This window comes from Paenarthrobacter sp. NyZ202 (assembly GCF_049860755.1).
GTDB lineage: Bacteria > Actinomycetota > Actinomycetes > Actinomycetales > Micrococcaceae > Arthrobacter.
Genome location: NZ_CP187556.1, coordinates 2868799 through 2891299, shown reverse-complemented (window position 1 = coordinate 2891299; position 22501 = coordinate 2868799). Strand labels below are relative to the sequence as shown.

The following is a 22501-nucleotide window of genomic DNA, read 5'->3' as shown; positions in this document are numbered from 1 at the left end:
AGTTTTAACCCGGTGGTGCTCGATGAGGCACCACCGGGTTGGCGGATATGGCGCGGACGTGGCGCCTCAGGCGGGCGCCAGCGCCTGGTTGAGGGCCGTGCGGATCCGCTTTTCCGACACGGAATAGGCTGTGCCCAGTTCCACGGCGAAGAGGCTGACCCTGAGCTCTTCGATCATCCAGCGCACGCGTGTTAACTCGTTGCCGGCGCGCCGTCCGGGCAACAGTGCTGCCACGGCGTCGTCATACCCGTCTTCCAGGGACTGGACCACGGCCATATTCAGGCCGTCCCGTTGCACGTTGGACGGCAGCTTCTCGAGACGCTTCTCCATGGCTTGGAGGTACCGCGGAAGCTGGCTCAGCTGCGCGTAGCCCGTCTGTGCCACAAAACCCGGGTAGACCAACTGCTCCAGTTGGCTCTTCATGTCGTTCAGGGCGCTGATGAGTGACAGGCTGGTGGCCGCCTTCAGCTGTTTCTGGATCCTGCGCGTGCTCGCGAGGATGCGCTCGACGACGGCGGTTACCGTGAACACGGTGTCGATCAGTTCCGCACGGACTGCCTCGTACAAGGCATCGAAGGCTTCCTTGTCCCAGGGGAGGTCCTGAGGCGTCAGTTTGTCGATGGCGGCCAGTGCACAATCGGCTATGAGGGCATTGACGGAGCCGTGCGGATTCTGGCTGAACGTCAGTTTCTCCGTGTTGCTCAGGTGTTCCAGAACGTACCTGTCCGGCGAGGGAACCCGAAGAGCCAGAAGCCGGATCACGCCGCCACGCATGGCCGCTTCCTGCTCCCGAACCGTCTGGAAAACCCGCAAGGCAACCGATGAACCTTCGTCGACGATCGCCGGGTAACCCGTGACGGCGTGGCCCTTGACGTTTCGGGAGACCTGCCGTTCGACCTTCCCGAAGTCCCAGGACGTGATTCCGCTGCGCTCTGCAACCGTGCCGTCTGCCGGTTTGCTTCCCGGCAACAGCGCTTCCCGGGCGCCCTTCCCGCCGGGGGCCGCGGGGCTGGTCTTCGCTGCCCGGGTGGTGGCCGGGGTGGCCCCGAGCGATTCGGCAATCGCACGCCGGGTGGCCGGTGCGAGGGTTTCCTGAAGCGCGGCAAGGTTCTTTCCTTCGCCAAGGACCTTGCCCCGGCTGTCCACCACCTTGAAGCTCACGCGCAGGTGTGGAGGAACAGCCGCCCAGTTCCACGAACCAGGGGGGATGATGTGCCCCTTCAACCTGCGCAGGACGAGTTCGAGCGAAGGCTCCAGCTCATCGGCAGCGGGATCGAACTCCGCTTCAAGGGCCGCCGTGGCCTGCCGGGCGACATCCGGGGCCGGAACAAAGTTCTTCCTGACCTGTTTCGGCAGCGACTTGATCAGTGCCGTGACGAGGTCCACCCGCTGGCCGGGGATCTGCCAACGGAACGGCGCGTCGTCCATCTGGTTCAGGAAAAGCACGGGCACTTCGACCGTGACGCCGTCAGAGGGATCGGGCGTGGAGCCTGGCGCCACAGGGTGGAACTCGTAGCTGAGCGGAAGGTCGAAGCCTTTGTGGACCCAGACCTTGGGGTACGCGGATTCATCGAGGTCTTCGGCGTCCCCGCTCATGAGGAACGATTGGTCGAAGTCCAGCAGCGTTGGGTCCGACTGGCGGGCTTCCTTCCACCATTTGTCGAAGTGGCGTTCGGACACCACATCCTGGCCCACCCGGGCGTCATAGAACTCGAAGAGCGTTTGGTCGTCCACCAGGATGTCCCGGCGCCGCATGCGGGTCTCGAGTTCCTCGACTTCCTGGAGGAGGGCGCGGTTCCGATGGAAGAACTTGTGGTGGGTACGCCACTCGCCCTCCACCAATGCGTGGCGGATGAACAGTTCGCGGGAGAGCTCCGGGTCGATGCGTCCATAGTTGACGCGGCGGTTGGGAATGATGGGGACGCCGTAGAGCGTGACTTTCTCGTGGGCCAGTACGGCACCCTGGCGAGAGGACCAGTGCGGCTCGCTGTAGGAGCGCTTCACCAGGTCAGGTGCCACCTGTTCTGCCCACAGGGGATCGAACTTTGCAGCCACCCGCGCCCACAGCCGGCTGGTCTCCACCAACTCCGCCGCCATCACAAAAGGAGGCGACTTCTTGAACAGGGCAGAGCCGGGGAAGATGGCGAACCGGCTGCCGCGTGCTCCGGCGTACTCGCGTTTGCGTTCGTCATAGATGCCGATGTGGCTCAGGAGGCCGGACAGCAGGCTGATGTGAATGCCTTCATGGTTGCCCACGGGGTCGGCTTCGCGTTTGTTGTCCAGGGTGATGCCCAGCGGCTTGGCCAATTGGCGCAGTTGGGTGAAGAGGTCCTGCCACTCACGGATGCGCAGGTAGTTGATGAACTCCGTCCGGCATAGCTTCCGGAACTGGGTGGAGGAGAGCTCACGCTGCTTTTCCTGGACGTAATTCCACAGGTTCAAATAGCCGGTGAAGTCCGAGTTTTCATCACGGAAGCGCGCGTGCTTTTCCGAAGCAAGCTGTTGCTTGTCAGTGGGCCGTTCCCTTGGGTCCTGGATGGTCAAAGCCGCAGCGAGGATCATGACCTCGCGGACACAACCGCGCTTGCCCGCCTCGACGATCATACGGCCGAGTCTCGGGTCCACGGGCAGTTGGGCAAGCTTCTGCCCGACGGCGGTCAGTCCGCTGCCGCTTCGGGCCTGGCCATTGCGGCTCCGGCCACTGCGTCCGCGGCCGTTGCGGCCCTCATCGCCGCCTCTTCGATCCGCACCCTGCCCCTCGCCGGCGTCCTGTTGCCGGGCCGCACTCAAGGCACCGAGTTCACGGAGGAGAGTGACGCCGTCGTTGATGGCGCGTGAGTCGGGTGGCTCCACGAAGGGGAAGTTTTCGACGTCCTTCGGTCCCCGTGCCACACCCATGGCGGTCATTTGCAGGATGACCGCGGCGAGGTTGGTCCGGAGGATCTCCGGATCCGTGAACTGTGGACGCGACTCGAAGTCCTCTTCGGAGTAGAGCCGGATGGCGATGCCTTCTGACACGCGTCCGCAACGGCCCGAGCGCTGGTTGGCAGAAGCCTGGGAGACGCGTTCAATGGGAAGCCTCTGGACCTTGGTGCGATGCGAGTACCGTGAGATGCGGGCCGTTCCCGTATCAATCACGTACTTGATTCCGGGGACTGTCAGGGACGTCTCGGCCACGTTGGTAGCAAGAATGATGCGCCGCTTCCCACCGGGGTTGAAGACGCGGTGCTGTTCCTGCAGGCTCAACCGGGCAAACAGCGGAAGCACCTCGGTCCCGGCGAGCCGGCGGTTGGCCTGGATCCGGCCGTTGATGGCTTCTGCGGCATCACGGATTTCGCGCTCACCCGAGAAGAACACCAGAATGTCCCCGGGTGCCTCCTTGGCGAGTTCGTCCACGGCGTCGCAGACAGCGTCGAGGGGATCGCGGTCTTCCTCGAGTTCGTCGTCTGAGGCGTCTTCATCCGGATCAGCCGGTTGGGACAGCGGACGGTACCGGATTTCCACCGGGTAGGTACGGCCGGAAACCTCAATGATGGGAGCCGGGGAATCGTCCGTGCCGAAGTGGTTGGCGAAGCGTTCGGGGTCGATGGTGGCCGAGGTGATGATGACCTTCAGGTCCGGGCGCTGGGGGAGGATCCGCTTCAGGTAGCCCAGGATGAAGTCGATGTTGAGGCTTCGCTCGTGCGCTTCATCGATGATGATGGTGCTGTATTTGCGCAGCAGCTTGTCCCGCTGGATCTCCGCGAGAAGGATGCCGTCAGTCATGAGCTTGATTTTGGTGGCCGGGCTGGTCTCGCCGGTGAAGCGGACCTGGAAACCTACCTCCTGGCCGATCTCCACGCCGAGTTCCGAAGCGATGCGTTCGGCCACTGTCCGGGCAGCGAGGCGGCGGGGCTGGGTGTGGCCGATCAGGCCGTTGTCGCCCAATCCCAGTTCCAGGCACATCTTGGGGATCTGCGTTGTTTTACCGGAGCCGGTTTCGCCGGCGATGATGGTCACCTGGTGTGCGGCGATGGCCGCCATCAAGTCCTCGCGGCGCTCGGAAACGGGGAGCTCGGCGGGGTAGGAGATATGAAGTGTCATGGCTGATGCCAGTCTACTGCCGTGTCATCGGCAGGAGCTGACGCCGGACCGGCGGCTGCCGTCAGTTTCCGGGAGAGCTGCAGGGCAAAGGCCTTGAACTCGGGCGGTTCCAGGATGTCAAAGTCCATCTCCAGCGACGCCAGATGGGCCGCGGGCGCGGCAAGGTTGTCCCAGCCTGCCCGGAGAATGGTGGCGGACCCGCCGTCCGGTGACAACGCCGCGATGGTGGAATTCACGACGGCGGCCACCTCGGCCATGGGGGCGTGCAGCCGGACCACAACGTCGTACCTGTAGGGCGACCTGGTGATGGACTGCTGCACATAGGCCGCCAGGTCGTCCGCCGGCAAAGGCCGCGGAACGTATTTGCGGCGTTCGGCGGGAAGTGAACCGATGCGGTCCGCCCGGAATGTCCGCCAGTCATCGCGGTCAAGGTCCCAGGCAACCAGGTACCAACGACGGCCGGTATCGACCAACCGGTACGGTTCCACCAACCGGCGCGCGGCGGAAGCATCGGACTTGATGTAGTCGAAGGAAACCTGCCGGTGGTCGGAGATGGCAGAGGACAGAGCCGTCAGGTGCTGCGGGTCCACTGATGCCGCGTTGCTTGGCAGCGTGGTGACGGCTGTCTTCAGCATCGCGAATTTGGGTCGCAACCGGGCGGGCAGGACCTGCTCAAGCTTGGCCAGCGCCCGGACTGACGCTTCGCCGATGCCTGCCACGGGGCCCGCGGCCACCGCATTAAGGCCGAGGGCAACAGCGAGGGCTTCGTTGTCGTCCAGGAGAAGTGGTGGAAGCTGCGCGCCTGCCCCCAACTGGTAACCGCCGGCGATCCCCGGCGAGGCGTGGATGGGATAACCAAGGTTGCGCAGCTTGTCGATATCCCGGCGGACGGTCCGCTCCGTGACGCCCATTCGTTCCGCCAAGGCCGGACCTGTCCATTCCCGGCGCACCTGCAGCAGCGACAGCAGTTGCAGGAGCCGGGCGGAAGTTTGGATCATGCTGATGAATCTAGTCCACGTGCTGCCCGGGCGGATGCACGTGGGAAAGACTCGTTGCGGGCAGGAGAGCGGTCAGTAGATGCGCGGGTTCCAGTAGGGCGAGCTGGGGGCGTCAAACGCCGTCCAGGGCTGCTTGGAATTGATGGGCGGGTTGTGTCCGCGGCCGTCCTTGAGGAGGGCGGAGACGGTGGCTGCTACAGCAGTGACGAGGACCAGAAAGAGGATGATTCCGAAGATTTCCATGCCTCCATCCTTCTCTGGAGATGGTCCAGGAAACAGTGGCAGAAATGCCCCATTTAGCAAATTTTCTGCCACACTGGATGTATGTTGACCTCAGTGGCAGTCATCGTGGTTCCCAACTTCTCCATCTTCGAGTTCGGTACGGCTTTCGAAGTCTTCGGCATCGACCGCTCCGACCGCGGCGCAGGCGTTCCTGCCTTCGATTTCCGGGTGTGCGCGCCGGAGCCGGGCGACATCAGGATGAAATCCGGGCTCTCACTGCACGTCAGCCTCGGGCTCGAGGCCGCAGCTGACGCCGACCTCGTGATCATGGCCCCCTTCGGCCGCGACCAGGATGTTCCGGAGTCCGTGCTGGACGCGTTGCGGGCAGCCCACGCCCGCGGAGCGTGGGTCATGTCCATCTGCTCGGGAGCGTACGCCCTGGCCCGGGCCGGCTTGCTGGACGGGAGGCGCTGCACCACGCACTGGCATTATTCCCAGGACCTCGCCGCCCGCTACCCGGCGGCGATCGTCGATGAGAACGTCCTCTACGTCCAGGACGGGACCATCATCACCAGCGCCGGTACAGCCGCGGGAATCGACGCCTGCCTGCACCTGGTCCGCACGGAACTTGGCGCCAACGTTGCAGCCGCCATAGCGAGGGACATGGTGGTGCCGCCGCACCGCGACGGAGGCCAGGCACAATTCATCGACCGGCCCATGCCGCAATGTGGATCCGCGCCCATGGAGCAGCTCCTGCGCTGGATGGTGGAACACCTGGAGGAGGAACACAGCGTCAACGAGCTTGCCGCCAGGGTCCATATGTCCCCGCGGACCTTCGCGCGCCGGTTCCGGGCCGAAACAGGTGCGACCCCGGCTGCCTGGCTCAACTCCCAGCGGGTGCTCCGGGCCCAGGAACTGCTGGAGACCACCGAACTGAACATTGACGAAGTAGCCCGCGAAGCAGGATTTGGACATTCCGTACTGCTGCGGCACCACTTCGCCAAAGTCCTGGACACGAGTCCACAGAGCTACCGGAGGGCGTTCAGGGGCCAACTGGCTGAAGCCATCTAAGCTTCCGGCGGTAACGGGTGGTTTATCTGCGGGCTGGTTGTTCTCCGGATGGTCAGCGCCGTGCGCCGAAGCGGCCGCGGGTTTCTGCGCCCTCCGCTTTGGCGCAATCGACCAGTTCCTGCCAAGGGCCGGTGACTTCCCGTTCCGGGAGGGTGGCGCGGCGTTGCCCGGCCCGGATCGAGTACATGAACCGGTCCGGTTGGTTGCCGGCCGGGGAGCGGTGGCTGGCCTCATCCCAAGGGCACGCCTCCACCATGGGCAGCCACCGCTCCTTGTCCTGGGCGGACACCGCCTCGACGATCCAGACGCGCGTCATGGCGGCGATGCCCCCGCTGCGCTGGACTGTGATTTTCATGGCGCCGGCCCGTCACCGCTTTCTGTACATGACCGGCCGGGCGGGAACGTCCCCGCCTGCCCGGCCGGCTCCTAAACCTTGACCTTCACAGTTTCCCACGCCTTCCTCACGGCGTCATGCTCGGCCGAACCGGCACCAAAGAGTTCTTCCGCGGTAGCAAGGGTAGTCCTGGCGAACTTGCCGAAAGTGCAGGTGGCAGGCAGGGCGCCGCTGGTGAGGGTCCCGTACCAGATCTGTCCCGGGGCTTCCCAGGCGTTGCCACCCAATTCCGAGGCCACCAGGTAGAAGGCCCTGTTCGGGATGCCTGAATTGATGTGCACTCCTCCGTTGTCCGCGCTGGTGCGGACGTAGGTGTCCATGGAATCGGGCTGGGGATCCTTTCCCAGGACGTCGTCGTCATACGCCGTGCCGGGAGCCTTCATGGACCTCAGCGCGGAGCCCTGGACGTGTTCGGTGAAGAGGCCCTCGCCAATCAGCCAGCTGGCACGGCTTGCCGGCTGCTTCCTGACGTACTGCTCCACCAGCGCACCGAAGACATCCGACATGGACTCGTTCAAGGCACCCGCCTGGTTCCGGTACGCCAGGTTGGCGGTGTACTGCGTCACGCCGTGGGCTAACTCATGGCCGATGACGCTCAAGGATTTAGTGAAGCGCTGGAAAATCTGGCCGTCGCCATCGCCGAAGACCATTTGGCTTCCATCCCAGAACGCGTTGTCATACAGCTGCCCATAATGCACCGTGGCGTCCAGGGCCAAGCCGGCGTCGTCAATGGAATTGCGCCCGAAAATGTCTGCGTAAAGCCCGTGCGTTCCGCCCAGGCCGTCATAAGCCTCATCCGCCGCAGCGTCTCCGGAAGGGGGTGCGCCTTCCTTCCGCACAATCCGCCCTGGCAGCGATTCGGACGACCCGGCGTCGAAGATGGTCCGGGAGGGCGGCCCGGGCTTGGCTTGGCGGGCACTCGGCGGGGCTGCGGGCACGGGAGTCGCCCGGGCGGCCTGCAAATCCCTGATATGCAGGAGCGATTCCTTGGCGGCCCGGGCTACGGCCCGGAGCCGGGGCTCGTGCTGAGCCGCAAGCCGGCGCAGCATGTACGGCGGGACGATCGAACACATCATGGACTACCCCTTTGGCTCTCTGCGACTGCAACTGCGACCAGCCTAGGAGCGGGGTCCGACAATTTCCGGGTGTCGCCCCGGCATGCCCCGAACTGATAGTCCGGCACCGCCTGCCGGCCGGACAGTGGCGAAAAGGGGCCGGGAACGACAAAGACCCCGCCAGGTGACTGGCGGGGTCTTCATTGTGCCCTCGATAGGATTCGAACCTACGGCCTTCTGCTCCGGAGGCAGACGCTCTATCCCCTGAGCTACGAGGGCATCCGGGGATCCCTCCGTTGCCGGTGGGACGTCCTAGAGCTTAGCAGCCACTGCGCCGCAAACGAAAACGGCACGCGACGCCACCGCATCCGGCCTGCCGTCCCCCGAACCCCTAGTAGCCTGCGAAGGAGTCGATGTGGACACGCCGGGCGCCAGCCGACCGTGCAGCGGCCCGCAGGGACTCCACGCTGGCCGGCGACCCGGAGATATAGACGTCCCGCCCTGAAACATCCGGAACCAGCTCCTTAAGGCGGGTTCCGTCGATCCGGGAGGGACCGGCGTCGTGCATGAACGCCGGGGGAGTGGAACCATCGGCGAGGCGGGCAATCACCCGGGCACGGGAGGCTTCCAGCGCATCGCAGGAAGCAAGTTCATCGCGTCCTTTGGCCAGGTACAGCACCACCACATCACGGCCGGGGCCGCTGGCAGCAAGATGGGAGAGGAAAGGCGTGATCCCGATCCCCGCAGCAATCAGCAGGACAGGCCTCCCGGCGTCGTTGGGAAGCAGGAAGTCCCCGCCCACGGAGGTTGCCGATACCTTATCGCCCGGCTGCAGGGCGCATAGCGCCTGCTTGGCACTGGACAAGGGACCGGTGGTTCCGACGCCGAAAGTCACCTCCGGTGCACCTGGTGCGCTGGTGATACTGAAGACCCGGCGGCGGCCCTTGCCGTCGGATTTCCGGTGCGGCAGGTTCAGCTCCATGTACTGCCCGGCAGCGAAGCGGACGGGACGATCAGGCTCGAAGCGGAACTCCCTGCTGCCCGGGGTCAGCGGCCGCGAACCCTTGTACGTCAGGTGGACGGCGCCGCGCTGACCAAGGAAGAACGCCAGGAGGTTGCCCAGCAGGAGCGCGAGCTCGGGGGAGTTGGCGACGAAACCGAAATTGTAGGGAACGGCAAAAACGACGCCCACCAGTGCGGCCAAGGCCAGCTGTTGCCAGCGCCGCGGCGGAAGGGTCAGGGGCTCAGACAGCATGAAACCAACGAAAAACAGGACCGGCCGCTGGGCAAGCGGCTGCCACAACGACTGCCCCGCCGTCATCCCACGGCCCATGAGCTCGACGAAGATGATGCCGGTCGATACCACCGTGAAAACAGTGGCCATGGCCATTTTCCGCGTGCGGTAGAGCACGGCCAGGACACCGGGAACCAGCAGCCACAGCATGGCAGGCGTTGCCGCCCACCAGGTGGCGATGTTCAGCCCCGTCAAACCCGTGAGGAACGCCCCCGCCGCGGCCGGATTGAAAATGTGGCGCCCGCGGAACGCCAGCGCGTACTTGGAAGCACTGGCCAGGACACATGCGAGAGCCACCCCGGCCATGTCAGTGGGGGCGAACGTTGGCCAGAAGAGGAAGTAGAGGAGCAAACCCGTAATCAGGGACGATTCCGAATGGGGCGTGGTCCGGAACAGCAGCGCGAGCAGGCGGTTCGATGCGTAGGTAACGCCGAGGCATACTGCCAGATGGACCAGCATCTGCGGAATTCCGAACGTCAGCCAGCCAAGGGCATTCAGGACCAGGCTGTAGGCTGCCAGGATGCCCAGCACCCACAGGACCAGGCGGTACATGGTGAACCTGCCAAGCCAGGTATCAAGTCGCGATTTCACTGCGTTCATGTGAACAGTTTCCCCTCAAAGTCCTTCGAACGGCTGAAGGTGCCGTCCGAGGACACCCGGAGCCAGGAAAATTCAAAACCGGACTCCAGCCGGGCCGGTTCCGCCATGAACAGCGCCGTGGCCAAGGCATCGGCCACCAATGCCGTGGATGCGCGGGTCCAGGTGGCTACCGTGGTCTGGATCGGCCGTCCGGTCCGCCCATCCAGGACGTGGTGCAGGCCATCACCCCATGCGCGACGGTTCGAAGCGGACGCGCAGAGCGCGCCGTTCTGCAGTTCGACCGTGCCGATCGCCTGCCGCGCATCATAGGGATGTTCCAAAGCGACGGTCACCGGGCGGCTGCCGGCATGGAGCATGTCGCCGCTGCCGTCCACCAGGAACTCGCGATGCCCGGCGGACCGGAGGACATCGCCGAGCAGATCCACCAGCTGCCCCTTGCCGGCCGCGCCGATGTCAAACACCAGGGGCTCCAAGGCACCCAGGTTTGTGCCCGTCCATTCCAGGACATCCTCCCACCGGGAGGCGGGCGCGGGGGCACCGTGTGGTGCCAGGGTGTAGGAGGAGTCATAACCAAGGCGTTCCAGGCTCCCGCCCACCAACGGGGTCATGGCGCCGTCGGTCAAGCGGTACAAGGACGCGTAAACGCCCTGGAGGGCCACGGCGTGGGCCGGAAGGACCACAGTGCCTGCTTCGCGGGCCAGGGCCGACACGGCAGAGTCCGCCCTGAACCGTGAGTAGGTCCGGTCATAGTCCTCCACCGTGGACAGCAGGTGTCCCTGTACCTCAGGCGTGAGGGGGTCCTGCGTCGCGATGTCCCACTGCGTGCCGATCCCTTCAAAGCTGAAACTGCTCCAGCCCGGGTGCGGCATGGTGCTACTTTGCCTGGGACTTGATCTGCTGGACGGCGTCGTTGAAGCCGCCGGAGGTCAGTGACGAGCCGGCCACCTTGGAAACATTGAGCTCATCGATGTTCTTCCCCACTACCTGGCCGGCGATCCCGCTGGCGAATTCACCCTGGAACTTCTTGGTATTGGGGTTGGAAGGGTGGACCGTGATGTTCACGGCCGACACCGTGTCTCCAGCCAGGGTCAGTTCCACCCCGACGGTTTCCTGGCCGTTGGGAGACGTATAGGTCCCGTCTGCGCTGTAGGTGCCGTCCTTGTACGTAGACGTACCCGACCCGCTGGAAGAGGAGGCTGCCGCGGACGGGCTGCTTGTGGACGCCTGTCCGCCGTTCTGCGTGGCGGGCGTCTGGGTGGAAGGTGCCTGGGTGGAGGGCGCGCACGCTGCAGCGGTTCCGATGATGGAGAGGCCGGCGATACCAACGTAAAGGCTTTTGCGAAGTGGCGTAGTCATGGTTCTGCTCGTTTCAACTGGGCTTGGGATTGGACGCGGATCCGTCAATGGACCGGTAGTGCTCGGTAATGGCCGGCAATGCCACCTCCTACGTCTTCACAACGATGAAATCAGCGTAATGGTTCACCCTGTGCCCCCGGCCAGCCGTTCCTGTGCCTCCGCTGTGTACAGGGTGTCCACGTCCACGGCCCGAATTCCGCGTCTTTGCAGGCCCCCCGGTACGCTAGATGGGTGACTCCCGAAGAACTCTCCGCTGCCATATCCGCCTGCCTCAAGGACGCTGTCTCCGCCCAGGAAATCGCCCTGACGGAAACCGACGTTCCTGAAACCGTCCGCGTGGAGCGTCCCAAGAACAGGGAGCACGGAGACTGGGCCACCAACATTGCCCTCCAGCTTGGCAGGAAAGCAGGCATGAACCCGCGCGACTTCGCGGTCATCCTCAGCAACCGGCTGCAGGAAATCCCCGGGGTTACCGGTGTTGACATCGCCGGGCCGGGGTTCCTGAACATCACCGTGGACGCAGCTGCCGCGGGCGCCCTGGCAAAAGCCATCGTGGAGGCCGGGCCTGCCTACGGCACCAACAAGGCGCTCGCCGGGCATGTAGTCAACATGGAATTCGTTTCAGCCAACCCCACCGGGCCGCTCCACATCGGCCACACCCGTTGGGCGGCACTGGGCGACGCCATCGCCAGGGTCCTGCGTGCGTCAGGCGCGGATGTCACTGCCGAGTACTACATCAACGACGCCGGCTCGCAGATGAACGTCTTCGCCAACTCCGTCCTGTCCCGCCTCCACGGACGCGATGTTCCCGAAGGTGGCTACCCCGGCGAATACATCCGGGAGTTGGGGGATGAAGTCCTCAAGGCCCACCCGGACATCCGCGAGCTCACGGACGAGGCGGCGCTGCCTGTGATCCGTGCCGCTGCCTACGAGGCCCAGATGGTGGACATCAGGAACACGCTGGCCGAATTCGGGGTCGAGTTCGATGTCTTCTTCTCCGAGAAGGAACTGCACGACGCCGGTGCCATCGAGTCCGCGGTTGCCCGCCTTCGCGAGCAGGGCCACGTCTTTGACGACGGCGGAGCCGTGTGGCTGCGTACCACCGACTTTGGCGATGACAAAGACCGCGTGATGATCCGTGCCAATGGCGAACCCACCTACTTCGCTGCCGATGCCGCGTACTACCTGTCCAAGAAGGACCGCGGATTCATCGAGAAGATTTACCTGTTGGGGGCAGACCACCACGGCTACATCAACCGGCTCAAGGCCATCGCCGCGTGCGCAGGCGATGACCCGGAGGTCAACATCGAGGTCCTGATCGGACAGCTGGTCTCGATCAACGGCGCCAAGCTCTCCAAGCGTGCCGGCAACATCATCGAGCTCAAGGACCTGATCTCCTGGCTGGGCAAGGATGCCGTGCGGTATTCCCTGGCCCGGTTCCCTGCCGACTCACCGCTGACGCTGGACCCTGAACTGCTGAAGAAAAACAGCAATGAAAACCCGGTGTTCTACGTGCAGTACGCCCACGCCCGTTCACGCGGTACCGCGCGGAACGCAGCTGAGGCCGGGGTGGAACGGCAGATTGATGGCGAGGACGCCTTCGACGCGTCCTTGCTCGACCACCCGACCGAAAACGAACTCCTGTCATACCTGGGCAGCTACCCGTCCATCGTCGCCAAGGCTGCGGAACTGCGCGAACCGCACCGGATTGCCCGGCACCTGGAAGTTATCGCGGGGGCTTACCACCGCTGGTACGATGCCTGCCGTGTGTCTCCGCAGGGTGAGGAACCTGTACAGGACGTCAACCGCACCCGCCTGTGGCTCAACGATGCCACCAGCCAGGTGCTGGCCAATGGACTCGGACTGCTGGGCGTCTCTGCGCCGGAACGGATGTAACCATGACCACCCACGAATCACCGCTGGCCCCCGAATGGCTTGCCGTTCCCGAGGACCTGAACGCCCTGCAGCCGCTCCTGTGGGCTGAAGGCGTGCAGAAGAACGACGCCGGTGAGGTCACCATTGACGGCATCGCTGCCAGCGCGCTGAAGGAGCAGTTCGGTACCCCGTTGTTCGTCATGAGCGAGACCGACTTCCGGTCCAGGGCGCGCGCTTTCAAGGATGCTTTCGATGCTGCCTTCGCGGACATCTGCGGGGGAGTGGATGTCTATTACGCGGGCAAGTCGTTCCTGTGCACCGCCGTTGCACAGTGGGTTGCCGACGAAGGCCTGCGGCTCGATACCTGTTCCGGCGGGGAACTCGCTGTGGCAGCGCACGCCGGACTTCCCGGAAGCCACCTGGGCCTCCACGGAAACAACAAATCCGATGCCGAAATCAACCGGGCCCTTGACATGAACGTAGGCCGGATCGTGGTGGACAGCCTCGATGAACTGGAACGCGTGGCCAAAATCGCGTCCAGCCGGGGCACCAGGGCAAACGTGATGTTGCGGCTGACTCCCGGGGTGCACGCACACACGCACGAGTTCATCGCAACGGCCCATGAAGACCAGAAGTTCGGACTCTCCATGGCCGGTGATACCACCGATGAGGAGGGCCTGTCGGCGGCGGAGGAAGCCGTTGCTGCTGCGGTGGCCTACGACAGCATCGAACTCCTGGGGTTGCACTGCCACATTGGCTCGCAGATCTTCGAGCCGGACGGCTTTGCCCTGGCGGCCCAAAAACTGCTGGGCTTCCAGGCTGCCATGCAGCAGAAGTACTCGATCGTGATGCCGGAGCTCGATCTTGGCGGAGGTTACGGCATCGCCTACACCCCCGTGGACACTCCGCGCCCGCCGGCGGACATTGCGCAGGCGATGGCTGCCGTGGTGCGTGCAACCTGCGCGGAGCTGGGCATCACTGCACCGCGGATCTCCATCGAACCCGGCCGTGCGATCGTCGGCAGCACCACGTTCACCCTGTATGAGACGGGCACCACAAAGACGGTACGTGTGGACGGTCCGGCTGACACGGAAGAGCCGGACAACGTTACGTACCCCCGGCGCTATGTGTCGGTGGACGGCGGAATGAGCGACAACGCCCGCCCGGTGCTGTACGACGCGGATTATTCGGCGATTTTGGCGTCCCGGAACTCCAGTGCGGCTCCGCAGCTGTCCCGCGTAGTGGGCAAACATTGCGAGAGCGGCGACATAGTTGTTAGAGATGTATATCTGCCCGCGGATGTGGCAGCCGGTGATTTGCTCGCAGTACCGGGTACCGGCGCCTACTGCTGGGCCCTCTCCAGCAACTACAACTACCTGGCACGGCCCGGTGTTGTCGCGGTGCGCGACGGCGTCGCCAGGCTCATTGTCCGCGGGGAAACCGAAGAAGATCTTTTGAACCGCGACATGGGAGTGGCGAATGTCTGAAGTGCGAAACCTGAAGGTGGCCCTGCTGGGCTGTGGCAACGTTGGGGCCCAGGTCGCGCGGATTCTGATTGACGACGCCGAGGCCCTTGCGGCCCGTAGCGGGGCACGGCTGGAACTGTCCGGTATCGCCGTGCGGAACATCGATTCACCCCGTGATGTTGAGCTGCCCCGCGAACTGTTCACCACTGACGCCGAGACGTTGGTCAAGGACGCCGACCTGGTGATCGAGCTCATGGGAGGCATCGAGCCGGCCCGTTCGCTGATCCTCACCGCCATCCAGAACGGCGCCTGCGTGGTCACGGGCAACAAGGCATTGCTCGCCCAGGACGGTCCCACCCTGTACGAGGAAGCCGACAAAGCCGGGGTGCAGCTGTCCTACGAGGCCGCAGTGGCCGGTGCCATCCCGATCCTTCGTCCGATCCGGGACAGCCTTTCCGGAGACCGCATCACACGCGTTCTGGGCATCGTGAACGGCACCACCAACTTCATCCTTGACCAGATGGACAGCACGGGCGCGCAGTTCGCCGACGCCCTGGCCGAAGCCCAGCGCCTTGGCTATGCCGAAGCCGATCCCACTGCCGATGTCGAAGGCCACGACGCCGCAGCCAAGGCGGCAATCCTTGCCTCGCTGTCGTTCCACACGCGTTTCTCCCTGGATGATGTCTACTGTGAAGGCATCACCAAGGTCAGCGCCGAGGACATCGCCTCCGCCAAGGAAGCGGGCTTTGTCATCAAGCTCCTCGCCATCGCGGAGAAGATTGACTCGGAGGACGGAAGCGGCATCTCCGTCCGCGTCCATCCCACGCTCTTGCCGCGGGAGCACCCGCTTGCAGCTGTCCGTGGAGCCTTCAACGCAGTGTTCATCGAGGCGGAAAACGCCGGCGAGCTGATGTTCTACGGCCAGGGAGCCGGCGGCACGCCCACAGCTTCGGCAGTGCTGGGCGACCTTGTCTCCGCTGCGCGGCGCCTGGTCCTGGGCGGACCCGGTCGAACCGAAACCACGACGGGCCATGTTCCGGCATTGCCGGTCGACGCCTCGAACACCAGCTACTACATCGGCTTGGATGTGGCAGACCAGGCCGGCGTGCTGGCTCGCATCGCCCACATCTTCGCGGAGAACGGCGTGTCCATTGAGATCATGCGCCAGACAATCCACCGGGATTCCGCATCCAACGTGGAATCGGCTGAGCTGAAGATCGTGACGCACCGGGCATCCGAAGCTGCACTTGCAGCAACCGTCGAGGCCGTGAAGGGCCTTGACGTCATCAATTCTGTGACATCCGTACTGCGGGTAGAAGGGGTCTAAGTGGCTCACCAATGGCGCGGAGTAATCCGCGAATACGCTGATCGTTTGCCTGTAACGGAAGCCACCAAGGTCATTACCCTCGGCGAGGGCGGCACTCCTCTTGTCCACGCGCAGAAGCTTTCCGAACTGACCGGCTCCGAGGTCTACCTCAAGGTCGAAGGCATGAACCCCACCGGTTCCTTCAAGGACCGTGGCATGACCATGGCCATGACTGCTGCCGTCGAAGCCGGTGCCAAAGCAGTTGTTTGTGCCTCGACGGGAAACACCTCCGCCTCCGCTGCTGCGTACGCTACGGCCGCCGGACTCAAATGCGCGGTCCTGGTACCCGAAGGCAAAATCTCCATGGGTAAGCTGAGCCAGGCCATTGCCCACGGCGCCACGCTGCTGCAGGTGGACGGCAACTTCGACAACTGCCTGGACATCGCCCGCAAGCTGGGCGAGTCGTACCCGGTGTTCCTGGTGAACTCCGTCAACCCTGCACGTATCCAGGGCCAGAAGACGGGTGCTTTCGAAGTTGTGGATTCCCTGGGCGACGCGCCCGACATCCACGTGCTGCCCGTGGGCAACGCAGGGAACATCAGTGCCTATTGGAAGGGTTACAAGGAGTACGCCGCTCCGTTCGAGACCGCCAACGGGACACTCCCCGCCGTGTCCACCAGGACCCCCATCATGTGGGGCTTCCAGGCTGCAGGTGCGGCTCCCTTCGTGGCCGGACACCCCATCACTGAGCCTGACACCATTGCCACCGCCATCCGGATCGGCAACCCTGCGTCGTGGGAAACCGCTGTTGCGGCCCGTGACGAGTCCGGCGGCCTCATTGAAGCCGTGACGGACGAGGAAATCCTCGCCGCACACCGTTGGCTGTCATCAAAGGAAGGCGTCTTCGTCGAACCCGGCTCGGCCGCCGGTGTCGCCGGGCTGATCAAGAAGCACGCTGCCGGCGAGGTGCCCTCCGGAAAGACCATAGTCATCACCGTCACGGGCCACGGCCTGAAGGACCCGCAGTGGGCCCTTCGCACCGAGGATGGCAGCGACGTCCAGCCCGTCAAGGTGCCCAATGACGTCGTTACCGTGGCAGCAGAACTGGGACTGGAAGAAAAGTAAGAGTGGAAACAACGCAGCCCACCGCGACTGATCGTGCACTTGTCGCGGCAGGCCAGCGGCTGACCGTCACGGTCCCCGGAACGAGTGCCAACCTGGGGCCCGGCTACGACAGCCTGGGCCTGGCCCTGTCCATCCATGACACCCTGACGGTGGAAACCCTGGAGTCCGGGGAGCTCGAGTTCGAGCTCTCCGGCGAAGGGGCGGACACCCTTCCCCGCGATGCTTCCCACCTGGTGGTGCGTGCGATCGATCTTGCCCTGGAGCGGCTCGGCTACCAGCGTGCGGGCCTCCGGATCACTGCAGACAACGTCAACCCGCATGGACGTGGGCTCGGTTCGTCGGCTGCGGCCGTGGTTGCTGCGGTCACCGCCGCCAATGCCTTGGTTCCGGAAGCAGCCCGGCAGGACCGTGACTGGATATTGCAGCTGACCAGTGAGATCGAAGGTCACCCTGACAACGTCGCACCCGCCATCTTTGGCGGATTGGCGCTGTCCTGGCAGGACAGCGAGCAGTACAGCAGTACGCGCGCCGACGTCGCGGCGTCGGTGGTTCCGGTGGTGGCAATTCCCGACTATGAACTGTCCACGGAAACTGCCCGCGGACTGCTGCCGGCCTCGGTGGGCCACCATGCGGCAGCCATGAACTCGGGGCGCGCTGCGCTGCTGATCCACGCTCTGACCAGCCAGCCCCGCTTCCTGTTGCCAGGTACCGAAGACTATTTGCACCAGAGCTACCGGGCCGAGGCAATGCGTCCCAGCGCCGACCTCATTGCATCGCTGCGGACCGCCGGGCATGCAGCCGTGGTTTCAGGTGCCGGGCCTACTGTCATGGTCCTGGCCAACGGCCAGGGTGAAGCCGCGGAGATTGTCCAAAAGATTGAGGCATTTACGGCATCCAACACACCGGATGTCGGATGGCGCGTGATGACGCTGGCTGTGGACGTCGAAGGTGCTAGAGTGGAAGTGCACCGCCGGTAAAGCCGCGGGCAGTTCCCTGATTTTGGACTACGGTGGATTCGCCGTTCCTTTCGTCAACTGCGTCAACGCCTGGTGGTGCCGTCTCCTTCCGGCCTGTTTCAGGTTCCGCAGAACTCTCTCTGTTCCCTGAATAGTCAGTCGGCTGTCCGGGCAACTGGATCCAGTGAAGACGATCAGTACCGGCCCTGTTGGCCACAATCCATCAGGCAAGGCCGAAAATACCGGCTGCAGATCTGAACTGCAGCCCAGATCAAATCATCGCGTCCGGCTCTCGCCCTGGACGCCGTCGAGGGGGAAGGATCCTTCGTGACAGAAACCACTGAGCTGGCTTCAGCTGTGGACACATCATCTTCTGCTGCCGAGTCGTCAACGGCAGCCGCCACCAAGAGCAGTGGCCTTGCAGGCCTCAAGCTCGCCCAGCTTCAGGCTCTCGCCAGCCAGCTGGGAATCTCCGGTGGTTCGCGCATGCGCAAGGGGGACCTGGTAACGGCCATCTCTGCCCACCGGGCCGGGACGTCCACCGCCAAAGCACCTGCCAGGGCAACCAAGGCAGCCAAGGCAACGGACACCGTTGCCACCCAGGCGCCCGCCGAAGCCCCGGCCCCGGCAGCAGACGCCGCAACCGCACCGGATGCCGGCGCCGAAACCCCGGCCCAGGAAGCACCCCGGGCCCGTGGACGTGGCCGCAGCCGCCGCGCCACCAGCGACGGCGTAGTAGCCGCCGCTGCCGAGGCAGCTGCTGTCGCCGCTCCGGGTGAATCCGCCCAAGCAGCCGCTCCGGAAGCTGCGCCGGCCGAAGCGCCTGCCACGCAGGACAACAGTGAAGCTGCAAGCGAACGCCGCCAGCCGCGTACCCGCAACCGCCGCCGTGGCGAGGCCGCCGCAGCTTCCGCGGAAGCAGCCGAGGCAGCCGCACCTGAGCAGCGCGAACCCCGTGCCGAGCGGGCAGAACGCACCGAGCAGCGCAGCGAACAGCGCGGCGAACGCAGCGAACAGCGTGAGCAATCCGAGGCCGGGGAGCAGCCCCAGCGCGAACGTCGTGACAACTCCCGCCGCCGGGAGGACAACGACGGCGAGGACACGGGCAACCGCCGCAACCGCCGGAACCGCCGCGACCGCAATGAGCAAAATGACCGGAGCGACCGGCGCGGTGGCCAGGACGGACGCGACGGCAACAGCCGCAGCGACCGCTTCCGCGACCGCAACGAGCGCCGCCGCGGCCGGGCCCAGGGTCCCGAGGTAGACGACATCGAGATCACTGAGGACGACGTCCTCCTGCCGGTGGCAGGCATCCTCGACGTCCTGGAAAACTACGCGTTCATCCGTACCTCCGGCTACCTCCCGGGCGCCAATGACGTCTACGTCTCGCTGGCCCAGGTCAAGAAGTACAACCTGCGCAAGGGCGACGCCGTGGTGGGTGCCATCCGTGCCCCGCGCGAAGGTGAAGACCGCAACCAGCAGTCCTCCCGCCAGAAGTTCAACGCCCTGGTCCGCGTGACCTCGGTCAATGGCAAGACGCCGGAGGAACTGAAGGACCGGGTCGAGTTCGCCAAGCTGGTTCCGCTGTACCCGTCCGAGCGCCTGCGCCTGGAAACGGACCCCAAGAAGATCGGCCCGCGTGTCATCGACCTCGTGGCTCCGATCGGCAAGGGCCAGCGTGGCTTGATCGTCTCCCCGCCGAAGGCCGGTAAGACGCTCATCCTGCAATCCATCGCGAACGCAATCACCACCAACAACCCTGAGGTCCACCTCATGATGGTGCTGGTTGACGAACGTCCCGAAGAAGTCACGGACATGCAGCGCACGGTCAAGGGCGAGGTCATCGCCTCCACCTTCGACCGTCCCGCCGACGACCACACCACAGTTGCCGAACTTTCGATCGAGCGCGCCAAGCGCCTCGTGGAAATGGGCATGGACGTCGTGGTCCTCCTCGACTCCATGACCCGCCTGGGCCGCGCGTACAACCTGGCAGCACCGGCCTCCGGCCGCATCCTGTCCGGTGGTGTGGACTCCGCTGCCCTGTACCCGCCGAAGCGCTTCTTCGGTGCCGCCCGCAACATCGAAAACGGCGGTTCACTCACCATCCTGGCAACTGCGCTCGTCGAGACGGGTTCCAAGATGGATGAGGTCATCTTCGAAGAGTTCAAGGGCACCGGCAACATGGAACTGCGCCTCTCCCGCCAGTTGGCGGACAAGCGCATCTTCCCGGCCGTGGACGTCAACGCGTCCGGCACCCGCCGCGAAGAGAACCTGCTCTCCGCTGAAGAGGTCAAGATCATGTGGAAGCTGCGCCGCGTCCTCTCGGGCCTGGAGCAGCAGCAGAGCCTTGAGCTGCTGACCAACAAGATCCGGGAAACGCAAAGCAACGTCGAGTTCCTCATGCAGGTCCAGAAGACGACGCTTGGAGCAAAGTCGGACAACGACAAATAGCTGCTCTGGTGAGCCGCTGATTCTGCTGCCCCCGCCCCTACGCGTGGTGGCAAAGTCCCTTCGGACTTTGCCACCACGCTCCGGCAGGCCCGAAGCCACTCCCGGGGCAGCAGAATCAGCGGCTCGTCCCGCTTTCGGCCCGCCTTCGCGGGTTGGCAAAATGCTCGACGTCGGCAACGGTCCCCGACAAGCGGATCAGAGTGGGCTCTCGCCCGGTGTCATTGGCCCGTCGTTGCAGTTATTAGACTTGTACGAGTCGAAAGAGGTTTGAAAAATGTTTGAGTCCGTCCAGGGATTGCTTGATGAGCATGCCGCCATCCAGGCGCAGCTGAGCGATCCTGCCGTGTATGCCGACCAGTCGCTTGCCCGTAAGCTGGGGCGGCGCTCTGCCCAGCTCCAGGGCATCGTGGAGGCGTACAACAAATGGCGCGGACTCAACGACGACCTTGAGGCTGCCAAGGAAATGGCCGCCGAGGATCCCGACTTTGCCGCCGAGGTGGAACAGCTCGAGGAGCAGATTCCCGCCGCCCAGGAGAGGCTGCGGCGCCTGCTCATCCCGCGCGATCCGGATGATGCCCGTAACGTGATCCTCGAAGTCAAGGGCGGTGAAGGCGGCGACGAGGCTGCGCTGTTCGCCGGCGACCTCCTCCGGATGTATATGCGCTATGCCGAGTCACGGGGCTGGAAGACGGAAATGATTTCCGCCACCGAGTCCGATCTCGGTGGCTACAAAGACGTTTCCGTGGCCATCAAGGGCAGTTCGAACGATCCCGCGGAGGGCGTTTTCGCCCGCCTGAAGTTCGAGGGCGGCGTGCACCGGGTGCAGCGCGTTCCCGTGACGGAATCCCAAGGGCGCATCCACACCTCCGCTGCCGGTGTCCTGGTGCTGCCGGAAGTTGATGAGCCTGAGGAAATTGAGATCAACCAGAACGATCTCAAGATCGACGTCTACCGTTCGTCCGGTCCGGGCGGTCAGTCGGTGAATACCACGGACTCCGCAGTACGCATCACGCACCTTCCCACCGGGATCGTCGTGGCCATGCAGAACGAGAAATCGCAGCTGCAGAACCGCGAAGCCGCCATGCGCGTGCTCCGTGCCCGCCTCCTGGCCCACCAGCAGGAGCAAATTGACGCAGCGAACTCGGAGCAGCGCAAGTCGCAGATCCGGACCATGGACCGTTCCGAGCGCATCCGTACGTACAACTTCCCGGAAAACCGCATTGCGGACCACCGCACCGGCTACAAGGCCTACAACCTCGACGCCGTGATGAACGGTGACCTTGAGCCCGTCATCCAGTCGGCCATCGACATGGATGAGCAGTCCCGCCTGGACGCCATCGGCGAATAGCGTCCGGCAGGTTCAGCCCATGACGTTCCATCCAGGCCAGAGCCTCGCGGAGGCTGTGCGGGCAGCCGAGTCGGTGTTGTCCGAAGCTGGTGTTCCCAGTCCGCGGGTTGATGCCGAACTGCTTGCCGACCACCTGTTGGGGGTTGGCCTCGGGCGGCTTCGGGCCATGCTCCTTGGAGACTCGCCCGCTCCGGAAGGGTACGCGGAACTTGTCGCCGAACGCGCCGGCCGGGTCCCGCTGCAGCACATCACCGGAATCGCCTATTTCCGGCACCTTGAGCTGCGCGTCGGTCCGGGAGTGTTCATCCCCAGACCTGAAACAGAATCCGTCGTCCAACTGGTCATCGACCACCTGGCCGGAACAGACCATCCCAAAATGGTGGACCTGGGCACCGGTTCAGGCGCGATCGCCGGATCCCTGGCCCACGAGATCCCCGGTTCTGAGGTCCTGGCCGTCGAGTTCAGCCCCCTTGCCTACGCTTGGGCGGCCAGGAACCTTGAACCGCTGGGCGTTTCCTTGGTCCAGGGTGACCTCCGGGATGCACTCCAGGAACATAACGGAACCTTTGACGCCGTCGTGTCCAACCCGCCCTACATCCCGGCTGAAGCCATCCCGCAGGAGCCGGAAGTCGCGCTGCACGACCCACCGGAGGCACTCTACGGCGGGGGAGCCGATGGCATGGAACTCCCGACGGCGGCAGCGGCCTCAGCTGCCCGTCTTCTGAAGCCGGGGGGCTTCTTCGTGATGGAACACGCCGAGGTCCAGTCTGCATGGATTGCCGGAATGATGCGCCGCATGGGCTGCTGGGAAGACATTTCGACCCACGTTGACCTCAACGGCAAGGAACGTGCCACGAGCGCGGTGCTGGCAAAGAAGCCAACTGATCAATGAAAGAATAGC

17 protein-coding genes and 1 tRNA gene are annotated in these 22501 nt (G+C 64.4%); 9 read left to right on the top strand and 9 right to left on the bottom strand.

Annotation, left to right across the window (positions count from 1 at the left end):
* Positions 1 to 66: 66 nt before the first annotated feature.
* The 3 genes from hrpA to ACPFL9_RS13400 form a co-directional block, all read right to left on the bottom strand.
* On the bottom strand, positions 67 to 4083 hold the full coding sequence (gene hrpA, locus ACPFL9_RS13410) for an ATP-dependent RNA helicase HrpA (protein WP_426003247.1): 4017 nt from the start codon (positions 4081 to 4083) through the stop codon (positions 67 to 69).
* Positions 4080 to 5081, bottom strand: coding sequence for a helix-turn-helix transcriptional regulator (locus tag ACPFL9_RS13405; RefSeq protein ID WP_426003246.1), 1002 nt, complete (start codon positions 5079 to 5081; stop codon positions 4080 to 4082). Before ACPFL9_RS13405 ends, hrpA begins: the two co-directional genes overlap by 4 nt.
* Before the next feature lie 72 nt (positions 5082 to 5153).
* Entirely contained in the window at positions 5154 to 5324 is a 171-nt protein-coding gene (locus tag ACPFL9_RS13400) for a hypothetical protein (RefSeq protein WP_426003244.1), read from the bottom strand.
* Between the two features lie 81 nt (positions 5325 to 5405).
* Between ACPFL9_RS13400 and ACPFL9_RS13395 the strand changes: the two genes are divergently transcribed.
* Positions 5406 to 6374: a GlxA family transcriptional regulator gene (locus ACPFL9_RS13395; protein WP_426003243.1), complete on the top strand. Its 969-nt coding sequence runs from the start codon at positions 5406 to 5408 to the stop codon at positions 6372 to 6374.
* Between the two features lie 52 nt (positions 6375 to 6426).
* Here the strand turns inward: ACPFL9_RS13395 and ACPFL9_RS13390 are convergent, their stop codons facing one another.
* From ACPFL9_RS13390 to ACPFL9_RS13365, 6 genes are all read right to left on the bottom strand, one after another.
* On the bottom strand, positions 6427 to 6729 hold the full coding sequence (locus ACPFL9_RS13390) for a protealysin inhibitor emfourin (RefSeq protein ID WP_426003241.1): 303 nt from the start codon (positions 6727 to 6729) through the stop codon (positions 6427 to 6429).
* A gap of 71 nt (positions 6730 to 6800) precedes the next feature.
* The gene (locus tag ACPFL9_RS13385; RefSeq protein WP_426003240.1) at positions 6801 to 7844 is read right to left on the bottom strand and encodes a M4 family metallopeptidase; all 1044 of its coding nucleotides are present in this window, start codon (positions 7842 to 7844) and stop codon (positions 6801 to 6803) included.
* Between the two features lie 185 nt (positions 7845 to 8029).
* A tRNA-Arg gene (locus tag ACPFL9_RS13380) sits at positions 8030 to 8102 on the bottom strand.
* A gap of 112 nt (positions 8103 to 8214) precedes the next feature.
* Positions 8215 to 9717 carry an FAD-dependent oxidoreductase gene (locus ACPFL9_RS13375; protein WP_426003239.1) on the bottom strand — a complete coding sequence of 501 codons (1503 nt, stop codon included), beginning with the start codon at positions 9715 to 9717 and terminating at the stop codon, positions 8215 to 8217.
* Positions 9714 to 10586: an FAD:protein FMN transferase gene (locus ACPFL9_RS13370; protein WP_426003238.1), complete on the bottom strand. Its 873-nt coding sequence runs from the start codon at positions 10584 to 10586 to the stop codon at positions 9714 to 9716. Before ACPFL9_RS13370 ends, ACPFL9_RS13375 begins: the two co-directional genes overlap by 4 nt.
* Positions 10587 to 10590: 4 nt before the next feature.
* Positions 10591 to 11073, bottom strand: a complete 483-nt coding sequence (locus tag ACPFL9_RS13365; protein WP_426003237.1) for an FMN-binding protein — start codon at positions 11071 to 11073, stop codon at positions 10591 to 10593.
* Positions 11074 to 11304: 231 nt separating this feature from the next.
* Here ACPFL9_RS13365 and argS point away from each other — a divergent pair, with 231 nt between their 5' ends.
* The 8 genes from argS (at position 11305) to prmC (ending at position 22492) form a co-directional block, all read left to right on the top strand.
* On the top strand, positions 11305 to 12969 hold the full coding sequence (gene argS, locus ACPFL9_RS13360) for an arginine--tRNA ligase (protein WP_426003236.1): 1665 nt from the start codon (positions 11305 to 11307) through the stop codon (positions 12967 to 12969).
* Between the two features lie 2 nt (positions 12970 to 12971).
* Positions 12972 to 14435, top strand: coding sequence for a diaminopimelate decarboxylase (lysA, locus tag ACPFL9_RS13355; protein WP_426003235.1), 1464 nt, complete (start codon positions 12972 to 12974; stop codon positions 14433 to 14435).
* Entirely contained in the window at positions 14428 to 15741 is a 1314-nt protein-coding gene (locus tag ACPFL9_RS13350) for a homoserine dehydrogenase (RefSeq protein ID WP_426003234.1), read from the top strand. The genes lysA and ACPFL9_RS13350 overlap by 8 nt, the downstream gene beginning before the upstream one ends.
* Positions 15742 to 16845: a threonine synthase gene (gene thrC, locus ACPFL9_RS13345; RefSeq protein WP_426003233.1), complete on the top strand. Its 1104-nt coding sequence runs from the start codon at positions 15742 to 15744 to the stop codon at positions 16843 to 16845. It begins immediately after the preceding gene.
* A 2-nt stretch (positions 16846 to 16847) separates the two neighbouring features.
* Positions 16848 to 17822 (top strand): homoserine kinase, encoded by a 975-nt coding sequence (thrB, locus tag ACPFL9_RS13340; protein ID WP_426003232.1) that lies wholly within the window; start codon positions 16848 to 16850, stop codon positions 17820 to 17822.
* A gap of 306 nt (positions 17823 to 18128) precedes the next feature.
* The gene (gene rho, locus ACPFL9_RS13335) at positions 18129 to 20252 is read left to right on the top strand and encodes a transcription termination factor Rho (protein WP_426003230.1); all 2124 of its coding nucleotides are present in this window, start codon (positions 18129 to 18131) and stop codon (positions 20250 to 20252) included.
* 274 nt (positions 20253 to 20526) lie between these two features.
* A complete protein-coding gene (prfA, locus tag ACPFL9_RS13330; RefSeq protein ID WP_426003228.1) occupies positions 20527 to 21600 on the top strand; it encodes a peptide chain release factor 1 in 1074 nt (357 codons plus the stop codon).
* 19 nt (positions 21601 to 21619) lie between these two features.
* A complete protein-coding gene (prmC, locus tag ACPFL9_RS13325; protein ID WP_426003227.1) occupies positions 21620 to 22492 on the top strand; it encodes a peptide chain release factor N(5)-glutamine methyltransferase in 873 nt (290 codons plus the stop codon).
* Positions 22493 to 22501 lie beyond the last annotated feature (9 nt).

Bases quoted from the DNA above. Each gene is read 5' to 3' on its own strand.
- hrpA (WP_426003247.1), bottom strand. From the start codon at position 4,083: ATGACACTTCATATCTCCTACCCCGCCGAGCTCCCCGTTTCCGAGCGC.
- ACPFL9_RS13405 (WP_426003246.1), bottom strand. From the start codon at position 5,081: ATGATCCAAACTTCCGCCCGGCTCCTGCAACTGCTGTCGCTGCTGCAG.
- ACPFL9_RS13400 (WP_426003244.1), bottom strand. From the start codon at position 5,324: ATGGAAATCTTCGGAATCATCCTCTTTCTGGTCCTCGTCACTGCTGTA.
- ACPFL9_RS13395 (WP_426003243.1), top strand. From the start codon at position 5,406: ATGTTGACCTCAGTGGCAGTCATCGTGGTTCCCAACTTCTCCATCTTC.
- ACPFL9_RS13390 (WP_426003241.1), bottom strand. From the start codon at position 6,729: ATGAAAATCACAGTCCAGCGCAGCGGGGGCATCGCCGCCATGACGCGC.
- ACPFL9_RS13385 (WP_426003240.1), bottom strand. From the start codon at position 7,844: ATGATGTGTTCGATCGTCCCGCCGTACATGCTGCGCCGGCTTGCGGCT.
- ACPFL9_RS13375 (WP_426003239.1), bottom strand. From the start codon at position 9,717: ATGAACGCAGTGAAATCGCGACTTGATACCTGGCTTGGCAGGTTCACC.
- ACPFL9_RS13370 (WP_426003238.1), bottom strand. From the start codon at position 10,586: ATGCCGCACCCGGGCTGGAGCAGTTTCAGCTTTGAAGGGATCGGCACG.
- ACPFL9_RS13365 (WP_426003237.1), bottom strand. From the start codon at position 11,073: ATGACTACGCCACTTCGCAAAAGCCTTTACGTTGGTATCGCCGGCCTC.
- lysA (WP_426003235.1), top strand. From the start codon at position 12,972: ATGACCACCCACGAATCACCGCTGGCCCCCGAATGGCTTGCCGTTCCC.
- ACPFL9_RS13350 (WP_426003234.1), top strand. From the start codon at position 14,428: ATGTCTGAAGTGCGAAACCTGAAGGTGGCCCTGCTGGGCTGTGGCAAC.
- prfA (WP_426003228.1), top strand. From the start codon at position 20,527: ATGTTTGAGTCCGTCCAGGGATTGCTTGATGAGCATGCCGCCATCCAG.
- prmC (WP_426003227.1), top strand. From the start codon at position 21,620: ATGACGTTCCATCCAGGCCAGAGCCTCGCGGAGGCTGTGCGGGCAGCC.